Source organism: Streptomyces asiaticus, from assembly GCF_018138715.1.
Taxonomy (GTDB): domain Bacteria; phylum Actinomycetota; class Actinomycetes; order Streptomycetales; family Streptomycetaceae; genus Streptomyces; species Streptomyces asiaticus.
The window spans coordinates 9,031,606-9,048,698 of the sequence record NZ_JAGSHX010000006.1 but is presented as its reverse complement, the minus strand read 5'-3'; the positions used below and the strand labels follow the sequence as shown (position 1 = coordinate 9,048,698).

The following is a 17,093-nucleotide window of genomic DNA, read 5'->3' as shown; positions in this document are numbered from 1 at the left end:
CCCGGGGCACGTTCCAGGTCACTTCCGGGGTCACTCCGGAAAGCGGCTGCGGTGGGCGCGGCGGGTCAGCGGCTCGGCGATGGCTTCCACCAGCCAGTCCAGTGCGGCCTGATGGGCCCGTACCGGATTGCGCAGAACGCCCACACCCTCGATGGAGATCTCCACCACGTCCCCGGCGCGCAGGGTGAAATCGAGCGCGGGCACGATGCCGGTGCCGGTGGACAGCACGGCGCCGTCGGGGAAGGGCTGGGAGCGCCACAGGTGGTCCACCAGCCCCTGCGGGGTGCGGTGGAACGCGGCGGTGGAGGTGGCCGCCTGGTACGCCGCCTCGCCGTCGCGCCACACCGTCATGGTGATGTCCAGCGCGTCGGGCGCGTCGATCTCCCAGGCGGGCACGATGGCCGAGGACACGGCGGCGCTTCCGGCGTAGATCTTGGCCTGCGGGAGGTAGAGCGGGTTCTCGCCCTCGATGGACCGCGAGCTGACATCGTCGGCGACCAGATAACCGACGGTCTCGCCGTGCCGGTTGAGGACCAGTGCCAGTTCGGGCTCGGGGACGTTCAGCTCGGAGTCGTCCCGTACGGCGATCGGCTCGCCGTCCGTCACCACCCGCCACGGCGGCGATTTGAAGAACAGCTCCGGGCGCTCGGCGTCATAGATCCGTTCGTACACCGACTGCTCGGTGCTCTCCTCCACCCTGGCCTCGCGCGAGCGTTCATACGTCACGCCCGCCGCCCACAGCTCCATCAGCCCGTCCAGCGGCGGCAGCGGCACGACGTCCTCCTCATGGGCGGCCGCCGGGCCGGACGCGGTGTTCTCCACCAGGGCCCGCAGCTCCAACGTGGGCAGCCGCAGCAGCTCGGCGATGAGCGGCGCGCCGGGGAAGGCCCGGATCCCGCCGGCGTCGTCGGCCACTCCGGTCCGGACCGTCCCGGCCTCATCGGCGAAGCGCACGATGCGTGTCATCTGTCGTCCTCTCCTCTCGTGACGGTGTGGTCTGTGCTCCTACCCAGCGGAGGGTGGTGGCCGTGCACACTCCGGCCGTCACGATGGCGGCGATGGCGGCGATGGCGCAGAGGCCCGTGGCGCCCGAGCCGGTCACCGCCGCGTTCACCGCGGCCGGCCGGCATGTGGGCGATGTGGAGCTGTGGGCCCGCGACCGGCTGGACGCGGTGCGCGACCGCCGCTGACCACGCGGCGGCGAGCGCTCCGCGGATCAGATGTCGCGCCGTACGAGGAAGCCCAGCAGGGTGCGCAGTTCCGCGCTCGCGCGGGGCGCGAGCGGCAGGCTCTCCAGGCATGTCTCCACGGCCGCGATGTGGCGGTCGGCCTCCTCCAGGGCCGCGGAGCGGCCACCGGCCTGCTCGATCAGGGCGGCCGCCCGGCGCGTGGTGGCGTCGTCCGGGGTCTCCGGGAACTCCTCCAGCAGCGTGGCCAGCCGCTCGGCGGCCGGGGCGCCGGGGCCGCGGGCGCTCAGCGCGGCGAGCACGGGGAAGGTCTTCTTGCGCTGTCGCAGATCTCGGTGGACGGGTTTGCCGGTGACCGCGGGATCGCCCCAGATGCCCAGCAGATCGTCCACCACCTGGAACGCCACGCCCATATGCCGTCCGGCCCGGTCCAGGGCGGCCACGGTGGGCTCCGGCGCCCCGGCGAGCGCGGCGCCCAGGGCGGCCGCGCAGCCGAGCAGCGCGCCGGTCTTGTGCTCGGCCATCGTGCGGTACTCCTCCGGCCCCACCACCTCGGGTCCCGTCCAGGGACGCGACTCGAAGAGCAGGTCGTCCGCCTGGCCGCGGACGAGGTCGCCCAGCGCCGTGCTCAGCTGCCGCACGGCGGCCGCGGCTCCGGTGCCGTCCACGCCGGCCAGCGCCTCCACGGCCAGTGCGAACAGGGCGTCACCGGCGAGCACGGCCGGACCGGTCCCGTACGCCTTCCACACGGTGGGGCGGGTACGGCGGGTCTGGTCGCCGTCCATGATGTCGTCGTGCAGCAGCGAGAAGGTGTGCACCAGCTCGACCGCCACCGCCCCGGCGACCGCCGTCCCACCGGACGCCCCGGCCGCCTCCGCGCACAGCACGGCCAGCGCCTGCCGCACCCCCTTGCCGCCCGATCCCTCGGCGGGCGTACCGCCCACATCGCACCAGCCGAAGGAGTACGCGGCCATCTCGGCCACCCATGGGTGCAGCCGCCCGACCGTGTCGGCCAGCGCGGGGCGCACCAACTCCCGGCAGCGGCCGAGGATCTCATCCGGGGTGGCGGTGGTCTCGTCCGCGGTGGCGGTGGTCTCGTCCGCTCCGAGGAGCTCGGGGAACGTCGTCGTCACAGCGCCACCTCCAGGACCTCCGTGAGGCCGAACTCCTCGCGGGCCCGGTCCACCATCCGGCGGGCGTGCCGCAGCCCGATCCGCTCCAGCACACCGGCCAGTTCGGACAGGTCATCGGCGGTTTCGGCACGGTCGCGGCCCAGCCGGGCCAGGGACTTGATGAGCCCGAGCCGGGCGAGACCCTCGCCGCGCGGCTCGCTCATCTCGCGGAACTCGTCCAGCGCCTGCTGGTACATGGCGCGGGCCGCCTCGTAACGGCCCGCGCGGTAGAGCACATTGCCGCGCATCTTGTGGTTGTACGCCAGCGCGCTCACCAGATTCATCTCGCGGCAGGTCAGTTCGGCCTCGGAGAGCAGCTCCAGCGCGCGCTCCACGTTCCCGTCCCGTACGGAGACGATGTCGGCCATGCCCCGCAGCGCCCATGCGTGTCCGCGCCGGTCCTCGGCCTTCGCGGCTATCTCCGCGGCCTCCTCGAACATCGCGTAGGCCGAGTCGTACGACCCGGTGTTGCGGTGCATCTGGGCGATGCCCTCCAGCGCCCAGACGGTGTGGCGTGCCTCGCCGCGTTTCCGTGCCTCGGCCAGGAGCTGCTCGTGCAGGGTGCCCACGGCGTCGTAGTCGCCCTGGATGCGGCCGGTCTCCGCCATCCCGGCCAGTGAGTAGCCACGGACGACGATGTCCCCGCCGCGCTCGCCCAGGTCGGCCGCGAGGCCGAGCAGCCGCCACGCCAGCGCCAGCGCGCCCCGCTGCCGGGCGAGGGTGCCGCCGCTCCACAGGGCCCATGCCATCGCGCCGAGGTCCCCCGCCGCACGGGCCGCACGGTAGCTGGCCTTCCACTCGCGGTCGGCCTCGCCCACCTGCCCCAGCCTCCGGTGTGCCTCGGCGACCGCGAGCCCCGCGCGGGCCGCCTCGCCCGGGGAGCCGCCGCGCTCGGCCGCCCGCAACTGCTCGGTGCCCGCCGCCAGCACCTCGACCAGCGACGCGTTCACGGACAGGGTGGTGAGGGAGCCCTGGTACTCAGGGGCGAATGCCTTGCCGTACATGGATGCCTTTCCGTCTGTTGTTCCCAGGAGCGCACACCTCTATACACCGGGTGCATACACGGGATGTATGCACCCTACGTATACACGGCGTGTATAGGAGCCGGGAAACCGGCCCCTTCAAGGTCACAGGTGCTGTGTGGGTCCGTTGCCGATCTAGACGCGATCGGACCCGGAGAGGTTTACCGTCCGGCTCCGTCGATGGCAAAAACCTTATGGACCCGGCCTGGTCCGCGCTTCCGCCACCTCGCGCTCGATCCAACGGCAGATCACATCCACCACATAGGCCCGCTCCGCGCGGCTCAACTCCCGCCCCTTGGGGATCTCGTGCCAGCGCTGAAGACAGGTACGGCAGCAGGTGGCGGTCGCGTGCTGGGCGACGAACACGGGGTGGCCGCGATAGGGCGTCTGCTTGCCGTCCTTGTGAGGCTCGGCGGGGGCCAGCCGCTTGGCGATCAGGTCGTAGGCGTGCCAGCGCAACGTCGACGGCCCGCTCAGCTCGGCCGTGGCCCGCTCGCGACCGCGCAGATGGAACTTCGCACGGAACGGATGGCGCGCGATGGCGGCCAGCCGCTGATCGAGCGATTCGGGACTCGGACCGGACGGGTCGGGCGACGGCTCGGACGAGTCGGGCGACGGCTCGGACGAGTCACGGTCAGCGCCGTGACGAGCGCGGCCGGGGCACACGATCGGTGGGGTACGGCCGTCAGCCCCAGGTTCTGCCGGTGACCAGGTCGGGGCCGAAGTGGCGGGCCGCGATGGCGGTGATGGCCGGGGCCGGGCCGATCCGGCGGGCGAGTTTGTAGGTGTGGACCACACAGGTCCGCACCGGATGCACCTCCCCGCCGGCCTCCGCCGTGTCATCCGTGGCGAGCGGGCGGATCTGCGGACGGGCGAGGGCGAAGCACACCAGCATGGTCCGGTTGTCCTCGCAGATCAGGAAGTCGGAGATGGCGCGGTGGCGGAAGTCCAGACAGGGAAAGACGACCGCGATGTCCTCCCGGCCGTGGGGAGCCGCCCGGAGTGCCGGGAGGACGTGGCGTATCGACTCACCCGTGGCGAGCAGCCTGGCCTCCTCATGGGAATCGCCCCAGGGCGGCGGGTCGTCGTCCTCCTGCCACAGGGGATGCCGCTCGGTGCGCAGCGAGCTCCCCGGGGCGGGGTGGTCATAGCGCGCCTGTCCGCTGACGCTCACCCAGTTGAGGCTCGCGTTGACACAGAGCCTGCCCGCCAGGAGCCACCACGGCGTACGGACCACACGCTCACGGGCGAGGTCCACCACGAGGCGGCCGAAGGACTCCGGCGGAAGCAGGTCCGGCCTGGCGGGCGCGACGAAGGCGTCCGTCCAGGTTCCCATCAGGAGGGCTGCCGGGCCGCCCGCCACTCGGGGGCGAGCACCGACCAGATCTCCATGTCATGCCGCTTGCCCCGGTGCAGACGGCCCTCCCGCAGCACACCGTCCCTGGTCATCCCCAGCCGCCGGGCCACGGCGATGCTGGCCTCGTTCGCGGCCGCCGCCCACCACTCCACGCGGTGGATACCCCGCTCCTCGACGGCCCAGTCGATGATCAGGCGCGTGGCGCGGGTCACCAGCCCCCTGCCCACCGCCGACGGCTCCAGCCAGCAACCCGCCTCCGCCGTGCGCTGTTCGACGTCCATCGTGCGGAAGAGGACCCCGCCGACCAGCTTGCCGTCCGTCCAGATGCCGTGGATCCGCCCGGCGTCGGCCGCCGCCTTGTCCGCGTACCCCTGGAGGAACGCCCGGGCCGACTCCAGGTCGGCCACGGCGTCCGCCAGCGCGATGTGCCGCCCGATGAACTCCCGTCCCCGGTCCATATGGGCGAGGAACTCCTCGGCCTGCCACGGCTCCAGCGGGCGCAGCTCCGCGCCGTCATCGCCCAGGGGTATCGCGTACATCGTCACCTTCCATCGTTTCCACCGTCCGAACCAGCGCGCGCAGTACGGGGGGATCCTCTCACCGAGGGGGCGGTCCGCGCGTTTCCTTTTGTACCTACTAGTATGTAGGGTCGTGTTCATGGACACCCGGGAACGACTCATCGCAAGCACCCGTGAGCTGCTGTGGGAGCGCGGCTATGTGGGCACGAGCCCGAAGGCGATCCAGGAGCGCTCCGGAGCGGGCCAGGGCAGCATGTACCACCACTTCCGCGGCAAGCCCGACCTGGCGCTCGCCGCGATCAGCCGCAGCGCCGAGGAGCTGAGGGGCAGGGCGGAGGCCGAGTTCGGCGGCCCCGGCACCGTGGTCGGGCGGATCACCGCCTATCTGCGGCGGGAGCGGGACGCCCTGAAGGGGTGTCCGGTCGGGCGCCTCACCCAGGACCCCGATGTGATGGCCGATCCGGAGCTGCGCCGACCGGTCGAGGAGACCTTCGCCTGGCTCACCGACCGGCTGGCCGGGCTGCTCTCGGAGGGCCGGGCCAGCGGCGAGCTCGACGCCGGGCTCGACCCGGTGGCCACGGCCACCGCGCTGGTCGCGGTGTTGCAGGGCGGCTATGTGCTGGCCCGCGCCGCCGACTCGGCCGAGGTGTACGCCCGGGCGATGGACGGGGCGCTCGGCCTGCTCACCGCCCATGTCCGCTGAGCCCGCGACCTTCCCCGCCCCCTCGCCCGAAAGAGAGCCCCTGCCATGCCCTTCGTCCGCATTGACGCACTGCGCGCCGACGCCGAGCGGCTCGACGCGCTCGGCCGTGCCGTGCACGACGCGCTGGTGGAGACCATCGGCTTCCCGCCCAACGACCGGTTCCAGGTGCTGACCAGCCATGACGGCACCAGCGGCATGCTGCGCTACGACGACTACCTCGGTGTGCCGCGCGACGACGGCATCGTCTACGTCGCCCTCACGATGCGTTCGGGGCGGACACCGGCACAGAAGCAGGCGCTGTACCGGCGGATCGCCGAGCTCGCCGAGGAGTACGCGGGGACCGAGCCGCGGAACGTGTTCATCACCCTGACCGAGAACGAGTCGGCCGACTGGTCGTTCGGACACGGGGTGGCGCAGTACGTCGAGGGATGAGACGACGTCACCATCGGGCCCGGCCTGGCGAGAATCCGTTGGCTTCTGTCGTTTCAGCCCCTGGGTGATCTTCTCCCGGCTCCCTAGCGTGGGGCGGGCACCACCCGCCCCACCTTCGGCCCGCCCCACCTTCGGAAGGAGACGCTGGTGCCCACCACGTTCGAAAGGGAGCCGGACGCCATCCGATGACCAAGATCCTGCTCTCCCTGCACGTCCTGGCCGCCATTGTCGCGATCGGCCCCGTCACCGTAGCCGCCAGCATGTTCCCGCCCTCGGCCCGCAACGCCCACGCGTCCGCCGCCGAGGGCCAGGCGGACCTGGGCACGGTCCGGCTGCTGCACCGCATCTGCCGCGTCTACGCCAAGATGGGCCTGGCCGTGCCCGTCTTCGGCTTCGCCACGGCCGCCGCGATGGGCGTCCTCGACAGCGGCTGGCTCACCGCCTCGATCGCCCTGACGGCCGCGGCCGCCGGTGTCCTGGTCGCCTTCGTCCTGCCCCGCCAGGGCGAACTCCTCGACAGCCTCGGTGCGAGCAAGGCCCTGGAGCGGTCCGACACCGCCCAACTGGCCATGTTCACAGGCGTGTTCAACCTGCTGTGGGCGACGGTGACCATCCTCATGATCGTCCGCCCGGGCTCGACCACCGGAGCCTGACCCCCGCCCCGTCCCCCGCCCCGTCCCCCGCGCTGTGGCCTGAAGCCGGTCACCGCGCGGGATCCGGCCATCGGCGCGGGATAATGATCGGGAGCGCCGGGCGGACACAGGAGGCGGTGCAGGGCATGCACGGTGAGTACAAGGTGCCGGGCGGCAAGCTGGTCGTCGTGGATCTGGAGGTCCACGACGGCGCGCTGCGCGGGGTGCGGGTGGCGGGCGACTTCTTCCTGGAACCGGACGAGGCGCTGCACGCCATCGACCGGGCCCTGGAGGGCGCGCCCGCCGACGCCGACGCACAGGCGCTCGCCGCCCGCGTCAGGGCGGGGCTGCCGGCCGACACCGTGATGTTCGGCTTCTCCCCCGAGGCCGTCGGCATCGCGGTGCGGCGGGCGCTGGCCCGTGCCACCGACTGGACGGACTACGACTGGCAGCTGATCCACGACGGGCCGCAGGACCCCGCGCTGCACATGGCCCTGGACGAGGTATTGACCGACGAGGTCGCCGCCGGACGGCGGCCGCCCACACTGCGAGTGTGGGAGTGGGGCCGCCCGGCCGTCATCATCGGCAGCTTCCAGTCCCTCCGCAACGAAGTGGACCCCGCGGGCGCGGCCCGTCACGGAGTCACCGTGGTACGGCGCATCTCCGGTGGCGGAGCCATGTTCGTGGAGGCCGAGAACACCATCACCTACTCCCTGTCGGTACCGGCCTCCCTCGTCTCCGGCCTGTCGTTCGCCGATTCCTACGCCTACCTCGACGACTGGGTCCTGACCGCGCTCGGCGACATGGGCGTCAAGGCCTGGTACCAGCCCCTCAACGACATCGCCTCCGCGGAGGGCAAGATCGCCGGTGCCGCCCAGAAGCGCCTGGCCAGTGGCGACGGCGCGGTGCTGCACCACGTGACGATGGCGTACGACATCGACGCGGACAAGATGCTCGATGTGCTGCGCATCGGCAAGGAGAAGCTGTCCGACAAGGGCACCGAGAGCGCCAAGAAGCGCGTCGACCCACTGCGCCGCCAGACCGGCCTGCCCCGAGCCGAGGTCATCGACCGCATGCTCGCCTCCTTCCGCGCCCGTTACGGCCTCGCCGAGGGGCACGTCACCGACGAGGAGATGGCACGCGCCGAGGAACTGGCCCATGCGAAGTACGGCAACGAGGAGTGGACAGCGCGGGTGCCGTAACAACGGACAACCGTCGGACCTGTTCGCCGACAACTCTTGCATGTTCTATGTCATGGAGCATAAGTTACCCACACGTAAGGGAGGTGGTGGGTGGCATGGTCCGGCGCAAGAGCGACAGTCGCGAGCGGATGGTGCTGAGCGCCGCGGCGCTGCTGCGTGAGTACGGTGCGAGTGCCACGAGCATCGACCGGGTGCTCGCGCACAGCGGAGCCCCGCGTGGGTCGGTCTACCACCATTTCCCGGGCGGGCGGGCGCAGTTGATCGATGAGGCGGTGGCCCTCGCCGGTGACTTCATCGCCGGGCTGATCGAGACCGGCGTGCGGGCCGATGACCCGCTGGTGGCGGTCGACGCGTTCTTCACGCTGTGGCGCGGACGGCTCGTCGAAAACGACTTCCGGACCGGCTGCCCCATCGTGGCCGTGGCCGTCGAGACCAACGACGACGCCCCGCAGCTCGCCCGCTCCGCGGCCGCGGCGTTCACCCGCTGGCAGGAGGCGCTGGCCGCCTTGTTCGTCCGGCACGGTCTGTCGGAGGAGCGGGGAAGGCGGCTGGCCGCGTTCGTCATCGCGGCGGTCGAGGGCGCCGTCATCATGTGCCGGGCCGAGCGGAGCACCGCCCCGCTGGAGGCGGCCGCCGCCGAGATCCATGACCTTCTGGCCCACGCTCTGCGTACCGCCGCCTCGGTGGCGGATCCCGAGGGGGACCGCGACGCGCCACCACCGTGAAGCCCACGGTGAACCACCGCCGTGCTCCGCGGACCGCCGGATGAGTGGCGCGCGGGCCCGTCGGCCGACTCAGCCCTGTGTGAAGGAGCAGCCATGCCCACGCTGGACCGCCAGGACAATGTCTTCGTGCTCGATCTCGGGGACGGCGAGAACCGCTTCCACCCCGACTGGCTCGCCGCCGTCAACAGCGCCCTGGACGAGGTGGAGAAGGCCGAAGGGGCGCGTGCCCTGGTGACGGCCGCCACCGGCAAGTTCTACTCCAACGGCCTGGACCTGGAATGGCTGTTGGCACACGCCGACCAGCACCAGGACTATGTCGCCTCCGTCCACGGACTCCTGGCCCGGATGCTGTCGCTGCCGCTCGTGACCGTGGCCGCGCTGCAAGGGCACACCTTCGCGGCGGGCGCGATGTTCTCCCTGGCCCATGACGTCCGGGTGATGCGCGCAGACCGTGGCTTCTGGTGTCTGCCCGAGGCGGACATCAACATCCCCTTCACCCCGGGCATGTCCGCTCTCATCCAGGGCCGGCTGAGCCCGCGCACCGCCCACGAGGCCATGGTCACCGCTCGTCGTTACGGCGGCCACGACGCGCTCGCCGCCGGGATCGTCGACCACGCGGTGGCGGAGGACTCCGTCCGCTCGACCGCCGTCGAGCTCGCGGCGGCGCAGGTGGGCAAGGCCGGTGACACCCTCGGCACCATCAAGAGCCGGATGTACGCCCCCGCACTGGCCGCCCTGCGCGCGAAGGACAACCCCCTCGGCTGACAGCCCCCACCACGACCGCAAGGAACCGCCTGTGACCACCACCGACCTCACCACCCTCTCCGGCCTCGACCTCATGCGATGGGTGCAGTCCGAGCGCCCCGCCGACATCCCCTCCATCGGACGGCTCCTCGGCATGCGCTTCGACGAGGTGGACGCCGGACGCGTCGTCGTCTCCCTCGACACCTGCCCCGACTTCGCCAATCCCCTCGGCATCGTCCACGGTGGTATCGCCGCCACCCTGCTCGACTCGGCCATGGGCTGCGCCGTTCACACCACTCTCCCGGCCGGGGTGGGCTACACCACTCTGGAGCTCAAGGTGAACTACATCCGCGCGGCCCGCACCGACGGGCAGACCCTCATCGCCGAAGGCACCGTCCTCCACGCCGGTCGCCGCACCGCCACCGCCGAGGGCAAGGTGCTGGACGAACAGGGGAAGTTGATCGCCCACGCGACCACCACCTGCATGATTCTTCACGCGGACGGCTGACCCACCCCGCCCGTGCCCCGGCCGACACCTCGCCCAAGTCCCTGGCGGACGGCTCCCGGCCCCCGCGTAGCCTGATCCCGTCGCGGGCCGGGCCGAGTGGGGGAAGTGGCACATGAAGCTGATCGCCGTGGGGGACGTGGTGGTCGCCCGGAGACCGGGGGAAGGACCGTCCCGGCTGCGTCTCCATCCGGTCGAGCTCACCGCCGACGGCGAGCCGGTGATTCCCCCGGCCTCGACGGCGCGGCGGATCCTGCGGCAGGTCGAAGAGCTCTCCCCGGGGCTGGCCCCCACGACGAGGGTCGACGGGGACGGCCGCGTCCGTTTCTGACCAGGCCGGTGCCGGGATGACGGTGGCTACGGGACGGGTCCCCAGCGGGACAGCCCGACAGCGAACGGCTGTCGCAGTCCGCCATCTTCACGTGGGGCTCGTTCCTCGACCTGCTCTGACCGGCCACCGCGCGGTGGCGCCGGGGCCGTCCGGTGGCCCCGGCGCCGCCACGGGGGTCAGTTGCCGTAGACGCGCTCGGGGTGGACGAAGACCGCGGCACGGCGCTGCTCGGCCATGACGCGGTCGTAGGCCGCCCAGTCGTCGTGGGTGCCGCCCGCGGCGGTGAAGATCTCGCGCAGCAACAGCCGCAGACGCTCCGGGTCGATCCCGGGGAACGGGTCGTCGGGCCCGGCGATCTCGGTGCGGCCCTCGACCGCGGCCCAGTTCCATCCGGCGCGGAAGACCACGGTGGCCCGCGGACGCGCCCGCAGATGGGCGAGTTTGGCGGGGCCGTAGGTGACGAACGCGACCACCTGGTCACCGGAGACCGGATGGCCGACGATCCCGGCGTTGACCACGGATGCCTGGACCGTGCTGTCGGCACGTGTCGTCGACACGACCGCCAAGTGGTGGTCGGCCGCGGCGATGCGGTCCACTTCCTGAAGATCCGTCATCGGATGCCTTTCTGGGCGGACCGGTTCCTCCACCATGGCTCCCCCGGCCCGTACCCGCACCCCGACGCGTCCATGCCGGTGAGTCCCGGGCGGGGGCCCGGGGGTGTAGCGGGCTCCACCGTCGAAGGGGCGGCTCGCTCTCCCGCGTGGGCCCGGCCCGTCTTCTAGCCTCGTCGCTATGGGTAGGCGAATGCGGCACGCGGCGCGGGCCACGGCCCGGCTGGCCCGGCGGGTGGAGGAGCTGGTGGAGACCCGGGCGGGCGCCGTCGCCGCACACGGCGCCGAACTGCGGCGTATCGAGCGGGAGTTGCACGACGGCACCCAGGCGCGGCTGGTCTCCCTGTCCCTGCGGATCGGGCTGGCCAAGCGGGCGTACGACCGGGATCCGACGGCGGCGCGCAGGATGCTGGAGGACGCGCAGGACCTGGCCGACGAGGCGCTGGCGGAGCTGCGCCATATGGTGCGCGGCATGCATCCGCCGATCCTCACCGACCGTGGCCTGGCCGGGGCGGTACGGGCGCTCGCCGCGAGCAGCGGGCTCGACGTCACCGTGCGGGTGGACGGTCTGGAGGACGGGGCGCGGGCGCCGGCGGCGGTCGAGGCGGCCGCGTACTTCGTGGTGGCGGAGGCGCTGGCGAACGTGGCCGGGCACAGCGGCTCCGACCGGGCCGAGGCCCGGCTGGCCCGTACCCCGAGCGGATTGTGTGTCTCGGTGCGTGACGAGGGGCGAGGCGGTGCCGAGGCCGCCACCGGCGGTTCCGGTGCGCACGGATCCGGCGCCGGGGAGGGGGAGACGGGTGGTCCCGGACACGGCCTCGGGTTGCTCGGGATACGCCGCCGCGTCGCCGCGCTCGATGGAACGGTGACGGTGACCAGCCCGCGCGGCGGGCCGACCGTCATCGCGGTGGCGCTGCCCTGCCGGTGGCGATCGCCGGGAGCGCATGTGGCCACCGCCACTACGACCGGCCGGACGCCTCGATCAGGTCCCGCAGCTGGGAGCGGGCGGTGACGCCGAGCTTGGGGAAGCTGCGGTAGAGGTGCGAGCCGACGGTGCGCGGAGAGAGGAAGAGCCGTTCGCCGATCTCGCGGTTGCTCAGCCCCTGCGCGGCCAGGCGGATGATGTGCTGCTGCTGCGGGGACAGCGAGGTGAGGGCGTCGGGGCCGACGGGGGCGGATTCGACACCGGCGGCGCGCAGTTCGGCCTGGGTGCGGTCGATCCAGGAGGGGGCACCGAGGCGCCGGAAGGTTTCCAGCGCGGTGTTCAGCTGGTGGCGCGCCTCGGTGATGCGGTGGCGGCGGCGCAGCCATTCGGCGTGGTCCAGCAGGATCTGCGCGCGTTCGAAGGGCCATTGGCCGCCCGCCGGTTCGGCGAGGGCAGCGGTGAAGTGCGGTTCGGCCCGGGACGGTTCGAGCAGTGCGCGGGCGCGGTGGATCAGGATGCGCATCCGGGGCGAGGGGTCCTCGGCGAGCCGCTCGGCAGTGCGCTCCACGATGGCGGCGGCCTCGGCGCCGTGGCCGGTGCGGACGGCCGCGGCGGCCAGCTCGGCGACCCCGGGGTAGGAGCACGCGTAGTGGACGGGGTCGCCGTCGGCGGTGAACAGCAGGCGGAACTGCTCGTACGCGCCGACATGGTCGCCGTCGGCCACCGCGGCCATGCCCAGCGCCCACCGGGCCCGGACGGCGACCGCGCGGCTGCGGTGCGGGTCGACGAGGGACAGCGCGGCCGAGCCCGCGGTGCGGGCCTCGTCGGTCCGTCCGGTCAGCGCGAGCGCGGCGGCCTCGAGCGACCGTGCGGCGGCGTCGAGGTGCGGCAGTCCGGCGCCCGCGGAGTTGGTGTTCACGGCGGCGGTACGGGCCTGTGCCCACCGGCCGTGATCCAGGTACGACCACCCGGCCGAGCAGCCGAGACCGATGGGCAGGGAGCCGCCCAGCCGCCAGCGGTGGAGGGCGTCGTCGAAGATCCGTACCGCGAGTGCGGTCTCGTCGAGCAGCCAGGCCATGGCGCCGAGCGAGATGAGCCGGGCGGGGTCGCCGTCCGCCCGTTCGACGAGCGTCGGGATCGCCGCCACCCGCTGGGACCGGTGCGCGGTGGGGTCGGTCACCGCGAGCGTCCAGGGGTCGTCGTGTGCCCGGGCCCGTACGGCGAGGCGGTATTCCTCGTCGCCCGAGTAGAAGCCCGCCACCGACGCCGAGGAGAGAGCGACCCGGCGCAGCCTGGGGTCCTCCGCCGCCCGCAGCAGCAAGGACATCGCGGTGTCGTGCTCGGTGCTCAGCGTGAGCACCTGGCCCACGCGCAGCGATGCCTCGGCCGACAGCTCCGGGTCGTCGGTGAGCGCGGCGGCCTGCGCGGCGAGCCGGCGCACCCAGTGCGGCTGTCCGGTGGACACCGCGGCGCCCGCCGCTGCCACCAGGCGGCGGGCGCGGTCGCGCCGCCCGGGGCTCAGCTCGGCGGCCCGTTCCAGCGCGGTGGTGGCGGCGGTGTATCCGCCACGCTCCCGGGCCCTGGCCGCCGACTCCTCGAGCGCGGCGGCGATCTCCTCGTCCGGTCCTTCCGCCGCGGCGGCCAGATGCCAGGCGCGGCGGTCGGGCTCGGCGCCGAGCAGCGTGGCGAGGTCGCGGTGGGCCTGACGGCGGGCGGCCAGCGGTGCGGAGTGGTAAATGGCGGACCTGATCAGCGGATGCCGGAAGCGGGCCTGCCAGCCGTCGCGCCCGCCGCCGGTGATCCGCAGCAGTCCGGCGGCCTCGGCCGGGGCCAGCGCCTCGACCCGGCCCGCCACCGCCCGGTCGTCCGCCGCGACCAGGAGCAGTGCCTGCCGGGTGGCCTCGGGCAGGGCTTCGAGGTCGGCGGCGAAGACCCGCATCAGGCGGTCGGTGGGCGGCAGGAGCTCCCCGTCGGCGGAACCGGGCGAGTCGGCGCCACAGGCGCCGTTCGCCCGGGCGAGTTCGATCAGCGCGAGCGGATTTCCGGCGGCCTGGTCGAGGATGCGGAGGCGGCGGCTGCCGGTCGGCGGATACGGCTGCCGGTCCAGCAGGAGGCCCGCGGCGGTCGCGTCCAGCGGGTCGAGCGTGAGCAGGGGAAAGCCGGAGAACGGCGCCGTGGCCCCGCCCCGGGCGCCTTCCCCCGCCCTGTCCCTGGCTCCGGCCAGCACGGCGAGGGGTTCGTCGCCGATGCGCCGGGCGGCGAAGGCGAGCAGTTCCAGCGAGCCCGCGTCGATCCACTGAAGGTCGTCGGCGACCACGAGGACGGGCGACTGCCGGGCGAGGTCCGACAGCAGCGTGAGCAGCGCGACCCCGAGCAACAGCCGGTCGGGCGGGCCGCCGCGTCGGGTGTCGGCGCCGTCGGGTTCGGCCTCCCCGAGGTGGGCACCGTCGGGTTCGGCCTGCCCGAGATGGGCATCGTCGGGTTCGGCCTGCCCGAGATGGGCACCGTCGGGTTCGGTCTCCCCGAGGTGGGCGCCGCCGGGCTCGGCCTGCCCGGAACCACCGCCCCCGAAGTCGTCCCCCAGGCCCATGGCCCCCAGCAGCGCCGACCGCTGCCGCACCGGCAGCCGCGCGGTCTCCGCCAGCACCGGCCGCAGCAGCTGGTACAGCCCCGCGAACGTCAGGTTCGCCTCGCTCTCGCTGCCCGTCATCCGCAGCACCCGGCCCGGGTGGCGATCCGCCGCGAGGCCGAGCAGGGTGCTCTTGCCCGCGCCCGGTTCACCCGTGAGGATCAGCACACCGCTGGTCAGACCGAGTACGGCCGCGCTCTCACTCTCCCGTCCGACCATGGTCATCCTCTGACTCTAGCCCGTGGTGCAGTCATCTGACCGATACCGCCCGAGCCCGCGGACTCGCAGGCTGGAGGCATGGACACCATCACGCTTGGAAACGTCGAGATCACCCGGGTGGTAGAGGTGGCCCCGAGGGGTCTGCCACGCGGCTTCGTCTTTCCCGACGTGGCCCCGGAGCACTGGCGCGCGCACGAGAGCTGGCTGGCCCCCGAATTCCTGGATCCGGCCGCCGATGAGATCCGCACGATGATCCAGACCTGGCTGCTCCGCAGCGAGGGCCGGACGATCCTGATCGACACGGGCATCGGCAACGACCGGGAGCGGCCTGGCATGCCGCCCTTCCACCATCTGCATACGAACTACCTCGGGGAGCTGGCCGCGGCCGGGGTCCGCCCGGCAGATGTGGACCTGGTGATCTGCACCCATGTGCACGGGGACCACGTCGGCTGGAACACCTCATGGGCGGACGGCGAGTGGCGGCCCACCTTCCCCAACGCGCGGTATGTGATCCCCCGCATCGACTTCGACTACTGGAACCCGGAGAACGGTCACCGGACCCGCTCCGGCCCCCGGATGACGAATGTGTTCGAGGACAGCGTCGCCCCCGTCCACCGGGCCGGGCAGACCGTGCTGTGGGAGGTCGACCACTACGACGTCGACGGCCGGCTGCGCGTCGAGAGCGCCCCCGGCCACACCCCCGGCTCGTCGGTGGTGCGGCTGCGGTCGGGTACGGATCGGGCGGTCTTCGTGGGCGATCTGATGCACAGCCCGCTACAGATCGTGGAGCCGGACGTGTGCCCCTGCTTCGACGAGGACGAGCCCCGGGCGCGGATCTCCCGGCGCCGGGTGCTGGGCGAGGCCGCGGACGAGGGTGCACTGTTGTTCCCTGCGCACTTCCCCGGTGCAAGCGCGGCCGAAGTGCGGCGTGACGGCGAGCGGTTCGCGGTGAAGGAGTGGGCGGCATGGCGATGAGCGTGTTCCGGAACATCCCGTACGCGGCCGGGCCGACCGGCGCCGCGCGGTTCGCCGCGCCGACCCCGGTGGACGGCGTACCCGGCGCCGACGGGCCCGGGCCGACCGCTCCGGCACCTAAGCGGCGGTTCCCGGCGGATCTGAGCCCGCTGATGGGCCCGGGCTGGGTGCGTGGCGAGGACTATCTGACGCTCAACGTCTGGACGCCACGCGCCGATGGAGACGCCCCGGTGATGGTCTTCGTGCACGGCGGCGCGTTCCTCTCCGGCACCGGCCAGGCACCGGTGTACGACGGGACGTCCTTCGCCCGCGACGGCGTGGTCCTGGTCACCCTCAACTACCGCCTCGGCGCGCTGGGTTGGCTCGATCTGCCGGGCGCCCCGCGCAACCGGGGCCTGCTGGACGTGCTCGCGGCGCTGCGATGGGTGCGTGCCCACATCGCGGACTACGGCGGGGACCCGGACCGGGTCACGGTGTTCGGGCAGTCGGCGGGAGCGATGATCATCAGCGCGCTGCTGGTGACGCCCGAGGCCGCCGGGCTGTTCCGGGGCGCGATCAGCCAGAGCGGTGGGCTCCACGCCCTGACCGGCGCGGAGGCGGCGGAGACGACCCGGGCCCTGGCGGACCGGCTGGGCGTTCCGGCGACGGCCGAGGCGTTCGCCGACACATCCGACGAGCGCCTGGTGTCCGCGCTCGCCGAGGTGCCCGGGGTGGGGCCGAGGCTGTCGCCGCTCGGTGTGGTGCTCGACGGGCTCGACGACGCGCCACCGCCGCATCCGGTGGATCTGCTGGTGGGCACGAACACCCAGGAGTCGCTGCTCTACCAGCGGCCGGAACAGAGCGCGGCCATCGACGCGGTGTTCCGCGACGCCCGCGAGCGGCTGGTGTCCCGCTACGACAAGGCGTTCACCTACGACTTCGACTGGCGGGGCGGGGCGTTCGGCGCGTGCCACGCCGTGGAGCTCCCGTTCGTCTTCGACCGCACCGAACTGCCCGCGCTCCGTACGGCGAACGGACTGCTCGGACCGGACATCCCGCCTTCCTTGGCCGCGGAGATGCACGGCGCGTGGGTGCGCTTCGCCATGAGCGGGGATCCCGGCTGGTCGGGGACGCACCGGTTCCATTAGGGCGCACGGGGTGCGGCGGGGTGGCCGTGGTGGCGGATCGGTGTCCGCGCCGCGCGCGGGTCACGGCCGCCTCGTCG

Annotated in this window: 19 protein-coding genes and 1 pseudogene; 12 read left to right on the top strand and 8 right to left on the bottom strand. The window is 72.9% G+C overall.

Features of this window, described 5'->3' with window-relative positions; all coding sequences use genetic code 11:
- Window positions 1–30 precede the first annotated feature (30 nt).
- Window positions 31–966, bottom strand: a complete 936-nt coding sequence (locus KHP12_RS46040) for a fumarylacetoacetate hydrolase family protein (RefSeq protein WP_211834600.1) — start codon at window positions 964–966, stop codon at window positions 31–33.
- A 62-nt stretch (window positions 967–1,028) separates the two neighbouring features.
- On the opposite strand from KHP12_RS46040, the gene KHP12_RS46035 reads away from it, so the two are divergent.
- Entirely contained in the window at window positions 1,029–1,190 is a 162-nt protein-coding gene (locus KHP12_RS46035) for a hypothetical protein (protein WP_211834599.1), read from the top strand.
- Window positions 1,191–1,216: 26 nt separating this feature from the next.
- On the opposite strand, the gene KHP12_RS46030 is transcribed toward KHP12_RS46035, so the two are convergent.
- The 5 genes from KHP12_RS46030 to KHP12_RS46010 form a co-directional block, all read right to left on the bottom strand.
- Window positions 1,217–2,320 carry a polyprenyl synthetase family protein gene (locus tag KHP12_RS46030; RefSeq protein ID WP_372455278.1) on the bottom strand — a complete coding sequence of 368 codons (1,104 nt, stop codon included), beginning with the start codon at window positions 2,318–2,320 and terminating at the stop codon, window positions 1,217–1,219.
- Window positions 2,317–3,363, bottom strand: a complete 1,047-nt coding sequence (locus KHP12_RS46025) for a tetratricopeptide repeat protein (RefSeq protein ID WP_086884710.1) — start codon at window positions 3,361–3,363, stop codon at window positions 2,317–2,319. The genes KHP12_RS46030 and KHP12_RS46025 overlap by 4 nt, the downstream gene beginning before the upstream one ends.
- A gap of 210 nt (window positions 3,364–3,573) precedes the next feature.
- Window positions 3,574–4,047 (bottom strand): DUF4186 domain-containing protein, encoded by a 474-nt coding sequence (locus KHP12_RS46020; protein WP_211834598.1) that lies wholly within the window; start codon window positions 4,045–4,047, stop codon window positions 3,574–3,576.
- A 19-nt stretch (window positions 4,048–4,066) separates the two neighbouring features.
- The gene (locus KHP12_RS46015; RefSeq protein ID WP_211834597.1) at window positions 4,067–4,717 is read right to left on the bottom strand and encodes a hypothetical protein; all 651 of its coding nucleotides are present in this window, start codon (window positions 4,715–4,717) and stop codon (window positions 4,067–4,069) included.
- Window positions 4,717–5,277 carry a GNAT family N-acetyltransferase gene (locus KHP12_RS46010; protein WP_086884713.1) on the bottom strand — a complete coding sequence of 187 codons (561 nt, stop codon included), beginning with the start codon at window positions 5,275–5,277 and terminating at the stop codon, window positions 4,717–4,719. Before KHP12_RS46010 ends, KHP12_RS46015 begins: the two co-directional genes overlap by 1 nt.
- 118 nt (window positions 5,278–5,395) lie before the next feature.
- Here KHP12_RS46010 and KHP12_RS46005 point away from each other — a divergent pair, with 118 nt between their 5' ends.
- From KHP12_RS46005 to KHP12_RS45970, 8 genes are all read left to right on the top strand, one after another.
- Window positions 5,396–5,959 (top strand): TetR/AcrR family transcriptional regulator, encoded by a 564-nt coding sequence (locus KHP12_RS46005; RefSeq protein WP_086884717.1) that lies wholly within the window; start codon window positions 5,396–5,398, stop codon window positions 5,957–5,959.
- 45 nt (window positions 5,960–6,004) lie between these two features.
- Window positions 6,005–6,391, top strand: a complete 387-nt coding sequence (locus KHP12_RS46000) for a tautomerase family protein (RefSeq protein WP_086884714.1) — start codon at window positions 6,005–6,007, stop codon at window positions 6,389–6,391.
- Window positions 6,392–6,576: 185 nt separating this feature from the next.
- Entirely contained in the window at window positions 6,577–7,044 is a 468-nt protein-coding gene (locus tag KHP12_RS45995; RefSeq protein WP_086884715.1) for a DUF2269 family protein, read from the top strand.
- A gap of 125 nt (window positions 7,045–7,169) precedes the next feature.
- The gene (gene lplAB, locus KHP12_RS45990) at window positions 7,170–8,225 is read left to right on the top strand and encodes a lipoate-protein ligase LplAB (RefSeq protein ID WP_210608952.1); all 1,056 of its coding nucleotides are present in this window, start codon (window positions 7,170–7,172) and stop codon (window positions 8,223–8,225) included.
- A 95-nt stretch (window positions 8,226–8,320) separates the two neighbouring features.
- Window positions 8,321–8,950 carry a TetR/AcrR family transcriptional regulator gene (locus KHP12_RS45985; protein WP_245010024.1) on the top strand — a complete coding sequence of 210 codons (630 nt, stop codon included), beginning with the start codon at window positions 8,321–8,323 and terminating at the stop codon, window positions 8,948–8,950.
- Window positions 8,951–9,043: 93 nt separating this feature from the next.
- Window positions 9,044–9,715, top strand: coding sequence for an enoyl-CoA hydratase-related protein (locus KHP12_RS45980; RefSeq protein ID WP_138912705.1), 672 nt, complete (start codon window positions 9,044–9,046; stop codon window positions 9,713–9,715).
- Between the two features lie 31 nt (window positions 9,716–9,746).
- On the top strand, window positions 9,747–10,202 hold the full coding sequence (locus KHP12_RS45975) for a PaaI family thioesterase (RefSeq protein WP_086885600.1): 456 nt from the start codon (window positions 9,747–9,749) through the stop codon (window positions 10,200–10,202).
- A gap of 112 nt (window positions 10,203–10,314) precedes the next feature.
- Window positions 10,315–10,530, top strand: a complete 216-nt coding sequence (locus tag KHP12_RS45970; RefSeq protein WP_210608953.1) for a hypothetical protein — start codon at window positions 10,315–10,317, stop codon at window positions 10,528–10,530.
- 176 nt (window positions 10,531–10,706) lie between these two features.
- Here the strand turns inward: KHP12_RS45970 and KHP12_RS45965 are convergent, their stop codons facing one another.
- Window positions 10,707–11,144, bottom strand: coding sequence for a TIGR03618 family F420-dependent PPOX class oxidoreductase (locus KHP12_RS45965; RefSeq protein ID WP_167442673.1), 438 nt, complete (start codon window positions 11,142–11,144; stop codon window positions 10,707–10,709).
- Window positions 11,145–11,358: 214 nt separating this feature from the next.
- Between KHP12_RS45965 and KHP12_RS45960 the strand changes: the two are divergent.
- Window positions 11,359–12,069 (top strand): annotated as a pseudogene (locus tag KHP12_RS45960) (sensor histidine kinase); the annotation flags it as partial.
- Window positions 12,070–12,100: 31 nt separating this feature from the next.
- On the opposite strand, the gene KHP12_RS45955 reads toward KHP12_RS45960, so the two are convergent.
- Window positions 12,101–14,920, bottom strand: a complete 2,820-nt coding sequence (locus KHP12_RS45955) for a helix-turn-helix transcriptional regulator (RefSeq protein WP_244203183.1) — start codon at window positions 14,918–14,920, stop codon at window positions 12,101–12,103.
- A 72-nt stretch (window positions 14,921–14,992) separates the two neighbouring features.
- Here KHP12_RS45955 and KHP12_RS45950 point away from each other — a divergent pair, with 72 nt between their 5' ends.
- Complete coding sequence (locus KHP12_RS45950; RefSeq protein ID WP_211834596.1) at window positions 14,993–15,889, top strand: MBL fold metallo-hydrolase; 897 nt, start codon at window positions 14,993–14,995, stop codon at window positions 15,887–15,889.
- Window positions 15,880–17,016 carry a carboxylesterase family protein gene (locus KHP12_RS45945; RefSeq protein ID WP_211834595.1) on the top strand — a complete coding sequence of 379 codons (1,137 nt, stop codon included), beginning with the start codon at window positions 15,880–15,882 and terminating at the stop codon, window positions 17,014–17,016. The genes KHP12_RS45950 and KHP12_RS45945 overlap by 10 nt, the downstream gene beginning before the upstream one ends.
- Window positions 17,017–17,093 lie beyond the last annotated feature (77 nt).